A 15,547-nucleotide genomic window follows, 5' to 3' on the forward strand; every position below is an offset into this window, starting at 1 on the left:
CCGGTACCATAGGGTTCGTGGCCACAGCACTGTATAGACGTTACCGACCTGAAACCTTTGCCGAGATGATCGGCCAGGCTCAGGTGACCGAACCCCTCATGACCGCCCTGAGGGGTGGCAAGGTTGGTCATGCCTATCTTTTTAGCGGCCCACGCGGTTGCGGTAAGACGACTTCTGCCCGCGTACTTGCCCGGTGCCTGAACTGTGCTGAGGGGCCTACCGATACTCCGTGTGGTGTGTGCCCGAGCTGTGTCGAGCTCAGCCGAGACGGCGGCGGTTCGCTCGACGTGATTGAGATCGACGCTGCAAGCCACGGTGGCGTTGACGATGCGCGTGACCTGCGAGAGCGAGCCGTGTTCGCTCCCGTGCGTGACCGTTACAAGGTCTTCATCATCGATGAGGCCCACATGGTGACCAAGGAGGGCTTTAACGCGCTCCTGAAAATCGTTGAAGAGCCACCTGAGCACGTCAAGTTTGTCTTCGCGACGACCGAGCCCGAGAAAGTCATTGGGACGATTCGCTCGCGCACCCATCACTACCCGTTCCGTCTCATTGCTCCTGTTGCGCTTCTTGAGTATGTGCAGCGTCTCTGCGCTGAGGAGGGCATTACCGTCGACGAGGGGGTACTGCCACTCGTCATTCGCGCCGGCGGCGGATCAGCTCGCGATACGCTCTCGATTCTCGACCAGCTCATCGCGGGTTCAGAGGGTAACCACGTTGACTACGACCGCGCGGTCGGCTTGCTCGGGTACACCCCCGATGACCTCCTCGACGAGGTGGTGACCGCGATCGGCGCCGCCGATGCGGCAGCTGGTATTCGCTCGGTCGACCGAGTTGTGCAGACCGGGCAAGACCCCCGCCGATTTGTCGAAGATCTCCTTGAACGACTGCGTGACCTCATCATCGTGCAGGTGACCGACATTGACGGTGCGGCGGCGGTGCTGAGGGGTGTTGCTGATGAGCAACTGCAGCGCATGGTTGAACAGGCCAGCAGCTTCGGTCGTGGCGCCATCTCGAGGGTCGCTGACGTCGTGAGCGAGGCGCTCGACAACATGACGGGTGCCACCGCTCCACGCATGCACCTTGAACTCATGATGGCCCGCATCTTTGTGACGGTCGCGACAGCCCCTGAGGTTCCCGCTGCCTCTGCGAGCGCCCATACTCCGGCTCCGGCCGCTCAGCCGCGTCAGCAAGCGCCGGTGCAACGGCAGAGCCCAGCAGCTCCCGCTCCCGCGCCTCGACCGGTCGAACCCGAAGCGGTGCAAGAGCCAGCGGCTCAGCGACCGGAAGCTGAACAGCAGGCTCCTGAGCCACAAGCTCCAGCGCCATCACCAGAGCCAGAGCCCGTGCAACAGGCATCTCAGCCAGGTGTCACCGCTGCTCCACCGCAGCCAGCTGCCGCCCAACCGGCGGTGAGCCAGCCACCCGCAGCGACGCTTTCTCCCGCCGATGCGATTCGCAACGCAAGGGCTTTTCTCGCCGGAGGAGTCCCAGCGGCGGGCACTCCCCAGCCTTCAGCAACACCAGCTGCAGCGTCACGGCCTGAGCCAGAGCCTGAGCGAACTCCTGCGCCCACCAGCACTCAGAGCGACGCGGGTGTCCCATCAGACGCTGCCGTATCGCAGCCGAAGCCGCTGAACTCTGCAACCGCTCTCGAGGAGTGGCCGGCGACGCTAGCGACGCTCGCTGAGCAGAATGAGGCGGCCGCAAGCGCTGCTCGCGAGGCGGCGGTGCTCGGCATTGATCACACGACACTGCATCTCGGTTTTTCAGACGCGGCACAGCTCGACGCATTTAAACGACTGTGTGCTGGTCCGATTCGAACGCACTTTCAAACGGTCTTCGGCGTGACCATTGGTTATCAGCCCTGGGTCGGCGACGACAGGATTAACGAGGGTAGGCAACTCTTCGGTGGTTCGGCGCCCGTGGCAACCGTGACTCCGCAGGAACCGGCCAAGCCGGCGGCAGCGAATGCTGTGACTCCCGAAAAGCAAGCCACCGAAGCCGCCGAGCAGACTCCAGCGCCGCAACCCCCGGCGCCACACCACGAGTCGCCACAGGGCGGGCCTCGAGCAGACGAGCCTCAGCGCGATGAACCTCCGCACGACGAACCACCGTACGGCGAGCCGCCATACGAGGCTCCACCCGTCGATGAGCCCCCGTACGAAGATCCAGGTCCGGGCACGGGGGCAACCGCTCAGCCGAGTGACCAGCAGCCGCCTGCGCAACCACAGACCCAGGCGCAGCAGGCAGCCCCGGTAACTCCAGATACGTCAGCCTCACCGAGCGCCCCAGCGGCACCGGCACCGGCACCGGCAGAAAAGCCCGAGACTGCGGCAGTACCCGCGAACCGTAACGCGCCCGCATTCACCCGCTATGGTGAATCGGTTGTGCGCGAGGTGCTCGGCGCGAAGTTCGTCGGAGAAGAACTCCTGTAACCCTGCCCGCCAGCACCACTTGAACGAACGGCCAGGAGGTCATCATGTACGACGGTATCGTGCAAGAACTTATCGATGAATTTGGAAGACTGCCGGGCATCGGCCCGAAGTCAGCCCAGCGCATCACGTTTCATATTCTGCAAACGCAGAACTTTGACGTGTCCCGACTCTCCGAACTCCTCGTCGAGGTTCGTGACAAAGTACGATTCTGCGAAATATGCGGCAACATTACCGAAGAAGAACAGTGCGCGATCTGCCGCGACGCGCGACGCGATCAGACGATCATCTGCGTTGTCGAAGAGCCCAAAGACGTCATCGCGATCGAACGAACCCGTCAGTTTCGTGGCCTCTACCACGTGCTTGGCGGTGCAATTAGCCCGATCGACGGTGTTGGTCCCGACGACCTCAACATCACCTCGCTCATGCGTAGGCTCGGCTCAACCGAGGTGCAAGAGGTCATCATCGCGACCGATCCGAACCTCGAGGGAGAGGCAACCGCTGCCTATCTCTCTCGCATGCTCTCGACGCTCGAGATTCCCGTTTCACGTCTGGCGTCAGGCCTTCCTGTGGGGGGCGACCTTGAATTCGCCGATGAGATTACCCTCGGCAGGGCTCTCGAGGGGCGACACATCATGAACCCGTAGGGCTCAAAAACCAGCCGCGCACTTCAGTTGTGCGGCGTCATACAGCAAGAGACATGCCTCTCGGCTTTGCTGTTCGCGATAGAATAAAGCTTGGTTCATTGTCAGAGCCACACCCCGGAGGTCAAAACGTGGCACTCATCGTGCAAAAATTTGGTGGCTCATCTGTAGCAGATGCCGACAGTATCAAGCGTGTCGCAAAACGCATTGTCGACACCAGGCGTAGCGGCAACGATGTCGTCGTCGTGGTGAGCGCTATGGGCGACTCAACCGACGAACTGCTCGACCTTGCCGGCGACTGCACGCCAGTTCCCGCTCCCCGTGAGCTCGACATGCTCCTCACCGCGGGTGAGCGCATCTCGATGGCCCTCCTCGCGATGACCATTAAGGGCATGGGGGTCGACGCCTACTCTTTCACAGGGAGTCAGGCCGGCATGATCACGACGGCAGAGCACGGTGCTGCAAAAATCGTTGACGTGACGCCAGGTCGCGTCCGTGAAGCACTCGACAAGGGTGCGGTCGCGATCGTCGCAGGCTTCCAAGGCTTTAGCCGAGATTCACGAGACATTACGACGCTCGGCAGGGGTGGCTCAGATACGACCGCTGTCGCGCTCGCTGCGGCGCTTGATGCTGACCAGTGCGAGATCTACTCAGACGTTGATGGCGTCTTCACGACCGATCCGCGCATGGTGCACAAAGCCAAAAAGATCGACTACATCACGAGCGAAGAGATGCTCGAACTCGCGGCATCGGGCTCAAAGATTTTGCACATTCGTGCCGTTGAATACGCGCGCCGTCACGGCGTCGAGCTGCACGTTCGCTCCTCATTTACGTCAGACGTCGGCACAATCGTGTACAACCCTGAGAAGGGTCACCCGAAGGGAGAAACAGTGGAAGACCCGATCATCACCGGTATCGCAGCCGAACTTAACGAGGCAAAGGTGACCGTCGGCGGCGTGCCCGACGTTCCCGGCAAAGCCGCCCAGATTTTTGAGATCGTTGCTGGCACCAACGCCAACATTGACATGATCGTGCAGAACGTTTCTCCGGCCGACACGAATCGTACCGACATCTCGTTTACGATTCCCGTTGCCGACGGCCGCAAGGTCATCGACGTGCTCAACAAGAACCAGGCTGAGGTCGGCTATGAGGCCGTCAACTACGACGATCAGATCGCCAAGATCGCCGTGGTCGGCGCTGGCATGCGCACGAGCGCTGGCGTATCGGCCCAGCTGTTTCGGGCGCTCTACGATGCGGGCATCAACATCGAGATGATCTCGACCTCAGAGATCCGCATCTCAGTGGTGACGCGTGCCGATCTTCTCGACGACGCCGTGCGTGTGCTTCACACCGCCTTCGGCCTCGACGCAGACCACGACGCAACCGTTTACGCCGGCACCGGCCGGTAGAGCGAAAGAAGGAATTCCATGAGTGCAGTACATCTTGGTATCGTCGGCGCCACCGGCCAGGTCGGCGGCGTCATGCTGGCCCTTCTTGAGCAGCGTGATTTTCCCATTGAGCAGCTGAGGCTCTTTTCGTCGGCCCGCTCAGCGGGAAGCGTGATTGAGTTTCGCGGCCAGAACATCACCGTCGAAGACGTCGAAACCGCAGACCCGGCAGGGCTCGACATCGCACTCTTCTCTGCGGGCGGAGCGGCATCCAGGGCCTACGCAGAGCGTTTCGCCGCGGCGGGCGCCATGGTCGTCGACAACTCGAGCGCGTGGCGTCTCGACCCCGAGGTTCCCCTCGTTGTGAGTGAGGTGAACCCTCACGCCATTCAGCAGGCGAAGAAGGGCATCATCGCGAACCCGAACTGCACCACGATGGCAGCGATGCCCGTCATGAAGGCGCTCGATGCGGCGGCAGGCCTCGAGAGGCTCGTCGTCACCACGTTCCAGGCGGTTTCAGGGTCAGGACTTGCTGGCGCCACCGAACTCGCGACCCAGGCCACCGCCGCGGTTGAAAGCGGTGCGATCCAGGGGCTCGTCACTGATGGCGGAGCCGTCTCATTCCCAGAACCCCAGGTCTACGCGAAGACCATCGCGTTCAACGTGCTGCCACTGGCCGGCGCGATCGTCGACGACGGCGAGGGTGAGACCGACGAAGAGAAGAAGCTGCGCAACGAGAGCCGTAAGATTCTCGAACTTCCCGACCTCTTGGTCGCGGGCACGTGCGTTCGAGTGCCCGTCTTTACCGGGCACTCGCTTTCGATCCACGCTGAGTTCTCTCGTGAAATCACTCCAGAGCAGGCAACTGAGGTGCTCTCGAAAGCGCCCGGCGTTGCCCTTGAAGCGATTCCTACGCCACTTGATGCCGCGGGCAAAGACCCGAGCCTCGTTGGCCGTATTCGCCAGGATCAGTCTGCGCCCAAGGGACGTGGCCTGCAGCTGTTCATCTCAAACGACAACTTGCGCAAGGGCGCGGCCTTGAACACCGTTCAGATCGCCGAGCTTATCGCCCAGTCATTGTAACGAGTGTGGCCTCGGGCCGGCACGCAAAGCGAACCGGCGCGTAGATCGAGTGCCCGAGGCCAGCACTGACATGCAAGAACGCGGCGTTCTCTTCCGAGAACCAGACGCTCAGCCCCCGAGCCTTGCTGGGGGAGAGGTCGCAGTTTGAGGTGAGAGCCCCAACTCCTGGCACCCGAACCTGACCGCCGTGCGTGTGGCCGGCAAACAGCATGCTCGCGCCCATCGCGAGAAGCCCATCGAGCGCATCGGTGTAGGGTGCATGAACGACGCCAATGCGGGTCGCTTCATCATCTGCGTGCTGCTCGTCGAGGCTGCCGAGCGCCTCTTGCATCAGTTCGTGATCGTCGAGTGAGATATGCGGATCGCCGAGCCCGAAAAACCTCAGCCGCGAGTCGCCCACGAGCAGGTCTCCTGCGCGGTTGTTGAGGTCAAGCCAGCCGAAATCGTCTCTGAGCATCGAGGTGAGAGCCTCATTGTCGAGGTCTGGAACCCGAGTGCCGAGTCGGCTTGGCTCTTTGAGGTAACGCAACGGATTCTTGAGAATCGGGCCGTAGTAATCATTCGAGCCGTGCACGAAGACACCAGGAACGCCCTTGAACGGCTCGAGAGCATACCTGAGCGGCCCGAGCGCGTCTTTGTGGCCCATGAGGTCGCCCGTGAGCATAATGAGGTCTGGCTGCTCGTCTGAGAGCGCTCGAACCCATTCCATGCGCTTTTGCTGCCACGGGGCGAGGTGCAGGTCAGAGAGGTGTAACACGCGAATCGGTCGTGCCCCCTTGGGGAGCAGGGGGAGTGTTTCGCTGCGAAGCGCGTACCAGTGACGTTCGATGCACGTTGCCCAGACCGCCGCGCTTCCCCCGGCTAAAGCCAGGGTGAGCGCGGCGGTACGGACTGGAGAAGAAGGACGGGGCACGGGTGTGAGCCTAGTCGTCTTCGTCGTCTGATTTCTCGCACGTGAGCGAGAGCGTGATGTTGCTGTCGTTCTTCGCATCGGCACCGCTTGCAGGGTTCACGGATTCTACGACGCTGTTGTTCTTCTTCTTGTCGCCAGAACCACAGGTCGTTGAGACCGAGCTGAAGCCTGCTGAACGAAGCGTTGCTTCGGCTTCCTTCGCGGTTTGCCCGACGATGCCATCGGGCACCTTCGACATCTGGCCGTTGCTCGTGTAGAGCGTGATGGTCGAGCCCTCGGGGGCTTGACCGCCACCAGCCGGGTCGCTCTCTGCGACGAGGCCTGCGGTCACGCTTGAATCACGCTCGCCGCCCTGGGTGACCGAGAAGCCGAGCGTCTCGAGCATCTGGGTTGCCTCTTCAACGGTCTTACCGGCGGTGTTCGGGACGTTCTTCATCTTGACGGTCAACGCGTTGGCGTTCGGCTTCTCGAAGGCATCGCCGCCGTACAGCGCGTCGCCGGCGTTCAGAATCATGCCGAACACCCGGTCGCCGTCATACGGCAGACCACTCGTTTCGGTGTCAACCTTGCCAACGACGTTACCCGTCCAGATCGCGGTTGAAATCTTGGTCGAGCCGCCAACAGTCCAGTGATCCCAGTAGTTGTTCGTGGTACCCGTCTTTGCGAAGTGGGGAACCCCCGTCGAGGATCGGGCATGGCCGGCAATACCGTTGGTGACCGTGTACTCAAGGGCGTACGCGACGCCTGCAGCGACGTCGGGGTCTAACGCCTGGTTGCACTCATTCTTGGTGAACGGAACCTCTTTGCCGTCACGGTCGGTGATGCGGTCAATAGCGGTGGGCGAGCAAACAATGCCCTTGCCAGCGAAGCCGGCATACGCGGTTGACATGGTCAACGGCGCGATCTCGTCGGTTCCTGCATAGGTAAATGAAGGAATGCGCGAGAGCTCACGCGTTCCGTAGTTTGGCAGCTTCGCATCGAGCTGATCTGATGCGCGCTTGATGCCCATCGCCTCAGCAAGGTCAACGATGTCGCACAGGTCGGTCTTCTGCGTCATGTTGATGAAGGCAGAGTTAATCGAGTAAGCAGTAGCGTAAAGCACACTCCGGTTGCCGTAGCGGAAACCGTTGTGGTTATTCACTGGGAAGGTGTTGTAACCGTACACGCCGCCCGGAGCACACTTCATCTTGATGCTGCTCTCTTGAACCGTGTATGGATCGCCACGCACGGTCTCTTTGAGCGAGTGGCCTTGCTTGAGCCAGTTTGCAAGGTTAATCGGCTTAATCGTTGAACCGATCTGGAACCCGCTCGATCCACCGTATTCAAAATCGGTGTTGTAGTTAATCGGGGTGAGGCTCGGGTGTCTTTCAAGCGCATCAGGGTCTTCGCTGAAAGGCCGGTTCTGGCTCATCTGCAGAATGCGTCCGGTACCGGTCTCAGAGGTAACCGCAGCGCCGCCAGCATCGAAACCGGGGTACTCGGCGGGAATGTTTTCAAGGAACGCGTTATTTGCGGCCTCTTGCAGATCGAGGTCGAGCGTGGTGTCGATTTCGTAGCCGCCACGTGCGAGGTTGAAGTACCGTTCGGTGCTGTCGTTGCCGAAGCTCGGGTCGTTTTCGATCGAGAGCTTGACGTAGTTGCAGAAGTGACCAACACCGTACTCGGTCGCGGCCGAGCAGCCTGACGCACGGGGCGTGATGTTCGGCTCAACCGGGGTCTCTACCGCTTCTTCGTACTGCGCTTCAGTGATCTTCTTGTGCACGAGCATGCGCTTGAGGATGTAATCGCGGCGCTCTTTGTTGGCTTTGAGGTTGTCTTCGCGGTCAATGCGGTAGGCGTTGGGAGCGTTCACAATCGCGATGAGGCTTGCTGCCTCTGGCAGGGTGACGTCGTCGGCTGACTTATTAAAGAAGTAGTTTGACGCCGATTCGATGCCATAGACCTGGCCACCAAACAGCGCAATGTTCAGGTAGCCGAGAAGAATCTCATCTTTCGTGAACTTTTTCTCAATGCTGACCGCGAGGCGCATCTCTTTGAGCTTACGCTCGGTCGTGCGAGCATTGGCCTCATCGAAAGCGGCATCGCTTTCTTCCTTGTCGGGGATTGCCGCGGCTTCCATGATGAGCACGTTTCGCACGTACTGCATCGTGATCGTTGAAGCACCCGGGCCATCGCCTGCGACGGCGTTCTGGAGTGCAGCACGGGCTGCAGAGATGACGTTGACGCCACCGTGGCTGTAGAAACCTGGGTCTTCAACGGCAACAGCAGCGTCTTTGACGTACTGGCTGACGTCTTCCCATTTTTTCTCAATACGGTTTTGCACGTAGAAGCTGGCAATGGGTACCCGTTCTCCGCCCTTTTTCGCGTACAGCGTCGAGGGCTGAGCCTGCTGACCTGGGTCAATGTGGCTTGGCAGCTCTTCGAAGAGATCAACCGCTGCACCAGCAGCAGTGCCGGCAAGCGCGACGGCGGGGGTTACCGCAACGGCGATGAGTACACCAGCGATAACGCTCATGGCGAGTGCGCCAATGAGACCCCCGAGAGCAGTCATCGGGTTACGCTGTTTGATGGCAGTCGGCGTGTGTTTTCTCACACGTGAAGACGACTCAGGGGTTTCAGACATAGAATCTAGAATAATTGAGGTTCCTGTAAACCGGCTTCAATATCCATGTAACCCAAGAAATGAGGGGATCTCGATGACCGCAGAGCCATCAGAAACTCACGTGACGTGGGAGTATTTTGTTACTCCCCTGATGCTTCATTCTGAAGCACAGATTCTGAACAACTGGGGCGCCCAGGGGTGGGAATTGGTGCAGATTATTGAGGGCCCAGCGGGCGGTAACGTTGCATATCTTAAAAGGAAGGCACACTAATGTCAGTAATTGAACAGCGCATCGAAGAACTCGGTTTCACGGTCCCTGAGGTGGCGGCACCTGTTGCGGCCTACGCTGCGGCTCAGCGAAACGGAAACTTTGTATATACGAGCGGCCAGCTGCCTCTCGTCGAGGGCGCGCTGCCTTACACCGGCAAGGTCGGCGCGGGCGTTACCCCAGAAGAAGCCGCAGAGCTCGCTCGCGTGTGCGCACTGAACGGTCTCGCTGCTGCTCGCGGTGTGCTCGGCTCGCTCGACAAGATCAAGCAGGTTGTTAAGGTGACGGCTTTCGTCGCGTCAGATCCTTCATTCACCGGCCAGCCAGCGGTAGCAAACGGCGCATCGGTTTTCCTCGGCCAGGTTTTCGGCGACGCGGGCATTCACGTTCGCTCGGCCGTTGGCGTTGCGGCTCTGCCGCTTGACGCTCCCGTTGAGGTTGAGTTTGTGTTTGAGGTTACTGAGTAACGATTCTCAAACAATAAAGGCCGGGTCGGTTTTCGACCCGGCCTTTTGCGTTTTCGTTCCCCGAGATGAGGGGGCCGAAAGGATGAACAGGGCACAGAAGGGATGCGCAAAGCGACACGTGAGGGTACGCTGATGCTCAGAAGGAAAGTGGGGGTCAGGTGGATGTCGCGCTCTTCGTAACGCAACTGCTGGTCGTGCTCGGGTGCATCGTGATGGGCACGAGATCAAGCGGAGTAGGCCTCGGCCTCTGGGGCGGCGCTGGCGTCGCAATCCTCGTGTTCGTCTTCAGGCTCGTGCCGGGTGCGCCACCCGTTGATGCGCTCCTGATCGTGCTCGCAGTGGTTCTCGCATCATCGATGATGCAGTCAGCGGGCGGCATCGATTGGATGGTCTCGGTTGCTGCAAAACTGATCGCGAGAAACCCGAAGCAGATCACGCTCGTGGCTCCGCTCGTGTCGTTTCTCTTCTCGGTCGGTGCAGGCACCTCAAACATTCTTTACCCGCTCCTGCCGGTCATTCAAGATCTTTCGTATCGCAACGGCGTGAGGCCCTCGAGGCCACTCTCGCTCTCGGTTGTCGCCACCGGCGTTGCCCTCGCGTGTAGCCCCGTCTCTGCCGCAATGGCCGCGATGGTCACACTGACCGACACTGCTCCATGGAACTTCGAACTCGTTGACATTCTGAAGGTCACGATCCCCGCAGCAATCGTTGGCATCGTGCTCTCGAGCATCGTCGTCAACAAACTCGGCAAAGAGATCGCTGATGATCCAGAGATTCAGGCACGCATTGCCTCAGGCGAGATCCCTGCTCCGTCGGCGAATGCCGCCGCAGTTCAAGCCGAGGTCACCGTGACGAAGACGGGCCGCAATGCAGCAATCATCTTTTTGCTCGGAGTTGCCGCGATCGTGTGCTTTGGCCTTTTCAAAGGACTGCGCCCACTTGACGCCGATGGCGGCCCCATCGCGATGACTCCGATTATCGAGATCGTGATGTTCGTCGTCGGTACGTTGATCCTCGTTATCTGCCGCCCTAAGGTCTCCGAGATCCCGACAATGTCGGTGTTCAAGGCGGGTATGGTTTCAGCCATCGCTCTCTTCGGGCTTGCCTGGCTCACCGACACTTTCTTGGGGGCACACTCAGAAGCGATCGCTGGAGGGGTAGGCGGCCTTGTTACTGCCGCACCGTGGATCTTCGCGCTCGGTGTCTTCCTCGTGTGCGTGCTCACGACGAGCCAGTCGACGGCGACGCGAACCATCGTGCCAATCGGACTCGCCGCGGGTATTCCGCTCGGTCTTCTGACCGGCATGTGGGCGGGCGCCTTCGCCGGCATTTATCTGTTGCCCACCAACGGCTCGCAAATTGCCGCGGCTAACTTCGACCATTCGGGTTCGACGAAGCTCGGCACAAAGCTCGTCGACCACTCGTTCTTCCTGCCCAGCATCATCCTCGCGGTGACAACCATCGCCGCCGGAGCGCTCTTCGGGATGGTCTGGGGTTAGCCGTTCACAGTCCGAAAAGCATCCCATGACCGCTTGCACGCGTGAGCGATGGTATCGATGTGCCGGTCGTTCTCTTCGATCCACTCGGTTCCGGGCTCGTGGAGCTCGATGGTTGCACGCGCGCCGAGTAAAAACTCGCGCAGAAACTCTGCTTGAACGGCCGCGAGCGTAAGGTTCGCTGCTTCTGCCTCGTCACGCATCGAATCGAACTGGCTGCCGGCCGCGAGAATTTCCTGGCTTCCGAGGTATGGCTGATTGAGCTGAACGGCGTCGTCGTGCGTCACCTCGAAGCCGCTGCGGTGTGCCTCAGCGAGGGCACGGAGCGCTGCAGGCTGCATGGTTGGGTGCTCGGCACCTGGCCGCTGTTCGCCGCGGTGGTCGCCACGGTTTGAGAGCGCGACGACATCGGGTAGGCGGTCTTCGGGCTTTCGTTCGACGTTCACAGCCCCGTCTCTCGTGGTTGTGGTGTTCATCGTGTCGTGAAACGAAAGCCGCGTGAAGTGGCCGCCGCGTTGCAGCCCCTGCTCAAGGAACCGCTGCGTGAGGTCGTCGCGGGTGCGTTCGTATACCCCGAGCCCCTGCTCAGCGGTCTCGGCAAATGTGTCGACAAGACGTTTCAACCCGGCCTCAGAATGAGGAATCTCGAGAATGGGAAAGAACGAGAACGTCACGGGGCGCACGGCATCAACGCCGGTGAGATCGACGCGCTGCCACGGCCCGGCCTCGCGTACGCGCCGAATCGCCTCGGCGAGATCGGCTCGTACGTCGGCGGGCTTTGCCCGGTTCGGGTCGCGGATCAGCCTCGGGTGCGGATTAATCACCGCAACGATGCGCGGGTCGATCTCGGCCCATCGTCGCACGATCGCCGCTGTGGCGACATCGCTGTAATCGTATTGCAGGCGTCGGGTGAGTGAGGGGGAGAGGAACTCAGTGACCTCCTCAGGAATCGCCGCGCCTGAGTGGGGCGTCGTGACGAGCACGTCGGCATCGCTGATGGCCTGTTCGAGGCTACGTTCCTGCGGATGCGCATAGTGTGTGATGCTCTCGGGCGTGAAAACAGTGCCGCGAGGTATGACGTCGAGGTGTGCTGCTGTGCTCATGCGACCAGACTATCGAGCGGCTGCTTCCGGGGCCAGGGTTCTCCGTTCACACTCGTTTGAGTGCTGCAGAAGTGGCGAGAGCTGTGGATAAAGCCGTTGTTCGGCCACCGGCCTTCGTATCATCGCACCATGACTGCTCACGCGACATCGCCCATCGCTCAACACGGGCTGAGCTTTGTCCAGCTGCGTGCTTTCGGGCCGCTCGCGCCGCTCCTTGAGCAGCCTGGGCTGCGCGACATTTTGGTGCAGGTTAGAGACGGGCGAGGCGAGGTATGGGTCGACGTGGGGCAGGGCGTGCAACACCTTGACCGGTTAGCGCCCGCGCCCTCGCAAATCGCCGACCTTGCCCGCTCGATGGTTGAGCAGGGCGGTCGTAGTCTTGACGAATTGCATCCGTACGCGAACGTGCGTTTAGGCAGCGGCATTCGCGTTCACGCGGTTCTCGCGCCCCTCGTGCCAGAGGCCGCTGCTCTTTCGATTCGTGTGCCTCGCCCCGAACGTCCTGACTACCGCAAACTCGTTCGAGCCGGGCTCTGCGAGCCAGCGGTCGCGTTGATGCTGTACGAGGCGGTGCGAACGAAGAAGAATCTACTTCTGACAGGTGCAACCGGTAGCGGCAAGACGACGCTGCTCGCCGCCTTGCTCGACGAGGTGCCTTCGAACGAACGCATCGTTTCGCTCGAAGACGTCAGAGAGCTGAAGCTCAGACACCCGCACCACCTCGCACTCGAGGCACGGCTCGCTAATGCCGAGGGCCGTGGCGCCGTCTCGGTCGACGTGTTGCTCGCCGAAACACTGCGCATGCGCCCTGACCGCATCGTCGTCGGTGAGTGCCGTGGGCCAGAACTTGTGACGCTCATGGCGGCGTTGAACACCGGGCACGATGGCGGGGCCGGCACATTGCACGCGAGCACCCTCGACGACGTTCCGGCGAGACTCGAGGCCCTGGGACTGCTCGCTGGCCTTTCGCGCGAGGCCCTCGCGAGGCAAGCGGCCTCGGCCTTCCAGTACGTGGTTCATCTTGAGCGCGAAGGCCAGAGACACCGCATTAGCGCGGTCGGTGCACTCGAGTTGAATGATGCGCACACGTTACAGGTTCACACGATTCATCGTGGGGCGGCGCGTGGCTCGTGACCCGTGAGGCAGCGGTGTTTGCGGCCGAGGCTGCTTCGCTTATGAGGGGTGGCATGTTGCCACGTCGGGCCCTGGCGCATCTCGCGGCGAGCCAGGGGCCTTCTGCCGCGGTCGCGAGCTCGGCGATCCGCCAGGGAGAACGCGGGGGCGAAGGCGCGCTGGTGTTCGAAGCGCAGCAAGGCGAGCAATGGAGGCTGCTCACCGCGGCGTGGATCATTGCCGAGCTGTCGGGTGCTCCGGTTGCCGGGGCGTTTGAGCGCATGGCCGAAGCGTTCAGCGAGATTTCTGAGGTGTCGAGGAAACGCAGGGTGTTGCTTGCTGGCCCCCAGAGCACAGTGTTGCTGATTTCTGCGCTGCCGCTTGTTGCGCTGCTCGGTGGGCAACTGCTTGGAATCGATGCGTTTGCTCAGCTGGCGACACCGCAGGGGGCGATTGCTGGGGTGGTCGGGCTTCTGTTGCTCGTGCTCGGTGTGAGTTGGGGGCTCTCGATGGTGCGGAGCGTGGGGCGTCACGATCATGTTGGAGGGAGCGAGGCCGAGCTCCTCGCCATCGCCTTGATGGGCGGTGCTGGGGTTCGTGAGGCAAAACGAATCGTCGTTCACACCGTCGATGAAGCGCAGGCGTTGTGGGCCGATCTTGACGCATTTGCTGAACAGGGTGCTCTGACGTTGCTCATTGAGCGAGGCCGAGAGAGCGGTGTTTCGTTGCATGAGCTGTTGCTGTTACATGCGGCTGAACGGCGCGCAGATGGCAGGAGTGGTCTAGAAACCGCGGCGGAGCGACTTGCCGTGAAGGTGCTGGTTCCGTTGGGGTTGTGTGTGCTTCCGTCGCTTATTTGCCTCGGGGTTGTTCCGATCATGCTGGGGCTTTTAGGGGGATGAGGGGTGTTGATGGTTTCTGCGGCGAGGAGTACGAAACGAGCAGACTGGCTCCCACACCACAGAGAAAGGAAACATCATGAACACGATTTCACCGCCCACGAACCGGCCCGAGGGCTTCTCGACCGGTAGGCGCGACAGAACAGAGGTGCCGGGACGGGAGGCAGAGCCGTATGAAGACGAAGAGCTGGCGGCTTGTGCTCAAGGTCAAAGCCCTTCTTCACTCTCGCAGCGATTGCTTTCGCCTCTTCGAGATGACAAGGGAGCCGCCACCGCCGAGTATGCCATTGTCATTATGGCTGCGGTTGCGCTCGCTGGCGTACTCGTTGCCATCATGAGAAGTGGCGAGGTGCAGGCGATGCTCCTGAATCTCGTGCAGCAGGCCTTCTCAGCTGCGGGATGAACCTTCTCAAGTGTGAACGTGGGGCCAGCACCGCTGAGTTCGCGATTCTCGTTCCGATTATTGCCATGGTTGTCGCCATCGTGGTTACTGCTCTGGTGCTCTCAGGAACCCGTGTTGCTCTCGTCGCGGGAGCGCACGACATCGCGAGACTTGAAGCGAGGGGCGACAACACTCTTGCCGCGACTCGCGAGGCCCGGTTGCCTCCAGGTGCCGTTGTGGTCAGGGAGCAACGTGGTCAGCTGCTCTGCGTTGAGGTGAGTTTTGCGAAACGTACCGGGGTGCTCGCGGCACTGAGGGTATCGGGCGAGGGCTGCGCTCTCGTTTCTCAGGAGACGGCGTGAGCGCCCCCGTGACCGTTGCCCTTATCGCTGGCTCCCTCGTGATCGGGGCGGCAGGTTTGCACGTCGCTTCCGCGCTTGAGGGGAGCCAGCGGGCGGCGAGCGTTGCCGATAATGCTGCGCTCGCCGCCGCTGACCGCGCCTTTGGCTGGGCTTCGGGTGACCCCTGTGACGGTGCCGCTCTCGTTGCGTCCGCCGGGCAGGCCGAGGTCACCTCGTGCGAGGTAGCGAGCGATGCCGTCATCGTTTCTGTGAGGGTCATAACCGGGCTTGGCGCCACCACGAACACGGCGAAAGCTGGCATCAACGGTGCCCGGTTGGGCATGTGAGCAGGAAAGGACACGTAGTATTAGGGGTAATTGTGTATCGTTGCAGCCGAGAACCTCATCGCTGAT

The 15,547-nt window shown here is 61.1% G+C and carries 15 protein-coding genes; 12 read left to right on the forward strand and 3 right to left on the reverse strand.

The genetic code is table 11. From position 1 onward, the window contains the following. Positions 1-17 precede the first annotated feature (17 nt). From JSO19_RS10170 to JSO19_RS10185, 4 genes are all read left to right on the forward strand, one after another. Positions 18-2,438 (forward strand): DNA polymerase III subunit gamma and tau, encoded by a 2,421-nt coding sequence (locus JSO19_RS10170; RefSeq protein ID WP_270911535.1) that lies wholly within the window; start codon positions 18-20, stop codon positions 2,436-2,438. Between the two features lie 44 nt (positions 2,439-2,482). Beyond that, the gene (recR, locus tag JSO19_RS10175) at positions 2,483-3,082 is read left to right on the forward strand and encodes a recombination mediator RecR (protein ID WP_217135311.1); all 600 of its coding nucleotides are present in this window, start codon (positions 2,483-2,485) and stop codon (positions 3,080-3,082) included. 128 nt (positions 3,083-3,210) lie between these two features. Further along, a complete protein-coding gene (locus JSO19_RS10180) occupies positions 3,211-4,488 on the forward strand; it encodes an aspartate kinase (protein ID WP_270912133.1) in 1,278 nt (425 codons plus the stop codon). Between the two features lie 18 nt (positions 4,489-4,506). Beyond that, positions 4,507-5,550, forward strand: coding sequence for an aspartate-semialdehyde dehydrogenase (locus tag JSO19_RS10185; protein WP_270911537.1), 1,044 nt, complete (start codon positions 4,507-4,509; stop codon positions 5,548-5,550). On the opposite strand, the gene JSO19_RS10190 is transcribed toward JSO19_RS10185, so the two are convergent. Together JSO19_RS10190 and JSO19_RS10195 are read right to left on the reverse strand one after the other, a co-directional pair. Beyond that, the gene (locus tag JSO19_RS10190; protein ID WP_270911539.1) at positions 5,531-6,463 is read right to left on the reverse strand and encodes a metallophosphoesterase; all 933 of its coding nucleotides are present in this window, start codon (positions 6,461-6,463) and stop codon (positions 5,531-5,533) included. The genes JSO19_RS10185 and JSO19_RS10190 overlap by 20 nt on opposite strands. A 10-nt stretch (positions 6,464-6,473) precedes the next feature. Then, positions 6,474-9,014 (reverse strand): transglycosylase domain-containing protein, encoded by a 2,541-nt coding sequence (locus tag JSO19_RS10195; RefSeq protein WP_270911541.1) that lies wholly within the window; start codon positions 9,012-9,014, stop codon positions 6,474-6,476. Positions 9,015-9,159: 145 nt separating this feature from the next. Between JSO19_RS10195 and JSO19_RS10200 the strand changes: the two genes are divergently transcribed. The 3 genes from JSO19_RS10200 (at position 9,160) to JSO19_RS10210 (ending at position 11,299) form a co-directional block, all read left to right on the forward strand. Further along, positions 9,160-9,336, forward strand: coding sequence for a DUF4177 domain-containing protein (locus JSO19_RS10200; RefSeq protein ID WP_217135346.1), 177 nt, complete (start codon positions 9,160-9,162; stop codon positions 9,334-9,336). Beyond that, positions 9,336-9,800: a RidA family protein gene (locus JSO19_RS10205; RefSeq protein ID WP_270911544.1), complete on the forward strand. Its 465-nt coding sequence runs from the start codon at positions 9,336-9,338 to the stop codon at positions 9,798-9,800. Before JSO19_RS10200 ends, JSO19_RS10205 begins: the two co-directional genes overlap by 1 nt. A gap of 158 nt (positions 9,801-9,958) precedes the next feature. Then, positions 9,959-11,299, forward strand: coding sequence for an anaerobic C4-dicarboxylate transporter family protein (locus JSO19_RS10210; RefSeq protein ID WP_270911545.1), 1,341 nt, complete (start codon positions 9,959-9,961; stop codon positions 11,297-11,299). Here JSO19_RS10210 and JSO19_RS10215 read toward each other — a convergent pair. Beyond that, positions 11,296-12,399, reverse strand: a complete 1,104-nt coding sequence (locus JSO19_RS10215; RefSeq protein WP_270911546.1) for an N-formylglutamate amidohydrolase — start codon at positions 12,397-12,399, stop codon at positions 11,296-11,298. The two genes, JSO19_RS10210 and JSO19_RS10215, sit on opposite strands and share 4 nt — an antisense overlap. 129 nt (positions 12,400-12,528) lie before the next feature. Here JSO19_RS10215 and JSO19_RS10220 point away from each other — a divergent pair, with 129 nt between their 5' ends. The 5 genes from JSO19_RS10220 (at position 12,529) to JSO19_RS10240 (ending at position 15,481) form a co-directional block, all read left to right on the forward strand. Beyond that, entirely contained in the window at positions 12,529-13,533 is a 1,005-nt protein-coding gene (locus tag JSO19_RS10220; protein ID WP_270911547.1) for a CpaF family protein, read from the forward strand. Continuing rightward, positions 13,530-14,414, forward strand: a complete 885-nt coding sequence (locus JSO19_RS10225) for a type II secretion system F family protein (protein ID WP_270911548.1) — start codon at positions 13,530-13,532, stop codon at positions 14,412-14,414. The genes JSO19_RS10220 and JSO19_RS10225 overlap by 4 nt, the downstream gene beginning before the upstream one ends. 76 nt (positions 14,415-14,490) lie before the next feature. Then, on the forward strand, positions 14,491-14,814 hold the full coding sequence (locus tag JSO19_RS13065; RefSeq protein WP_333735212.1) for a DUF4244 domain-containing protein: 324 nt from the start codon (positions 14,491-14,493) through the stop codon (positions 14,812-14,814). Beyond that, positions 14,811-15,155 carry a TadE/TadG family type IV pilus assembly protein gene (locus JSO19_RS10235; protein ID WP_270911549.1) on the forward strand — a complete coding sequence of 115 codons (345 nt, stop codon included), beginning with the start codon at positions 14,811-14,813 and terminating at the stop codon, positions 15,153-15,155. Before JSO19_RS13065 ends, JSO19_RS10235 begins: the two co-directional genes overlap by 4 nt. Beyond that, positions 15,152-15,481, forward strand: a complete 330-nt coding sequence (locus JSO19_RS10240) for a helicase (RefSeq protein WP_270911550.1) — start codon at positions 15,152-15,154, stop codon at positions 15,479-15,481. Before JSO19_RS10235 ends, JSO19_RS10240 begins: the two co-directional genes overlap by 4 nt. The last annotated feature ends 66 nt before the right edge of the window (positions 15,482-15,547 follow it).

This window comes from Leucobacter sp. UCMA 4100 (genome assembly GCF_027853335.1).
Taxonomy (GTDB): Bacteria; Actinomycetota; Actinomycetes; order Actinomycetales; family Microbacteriaceae; genus Leucobacter_A.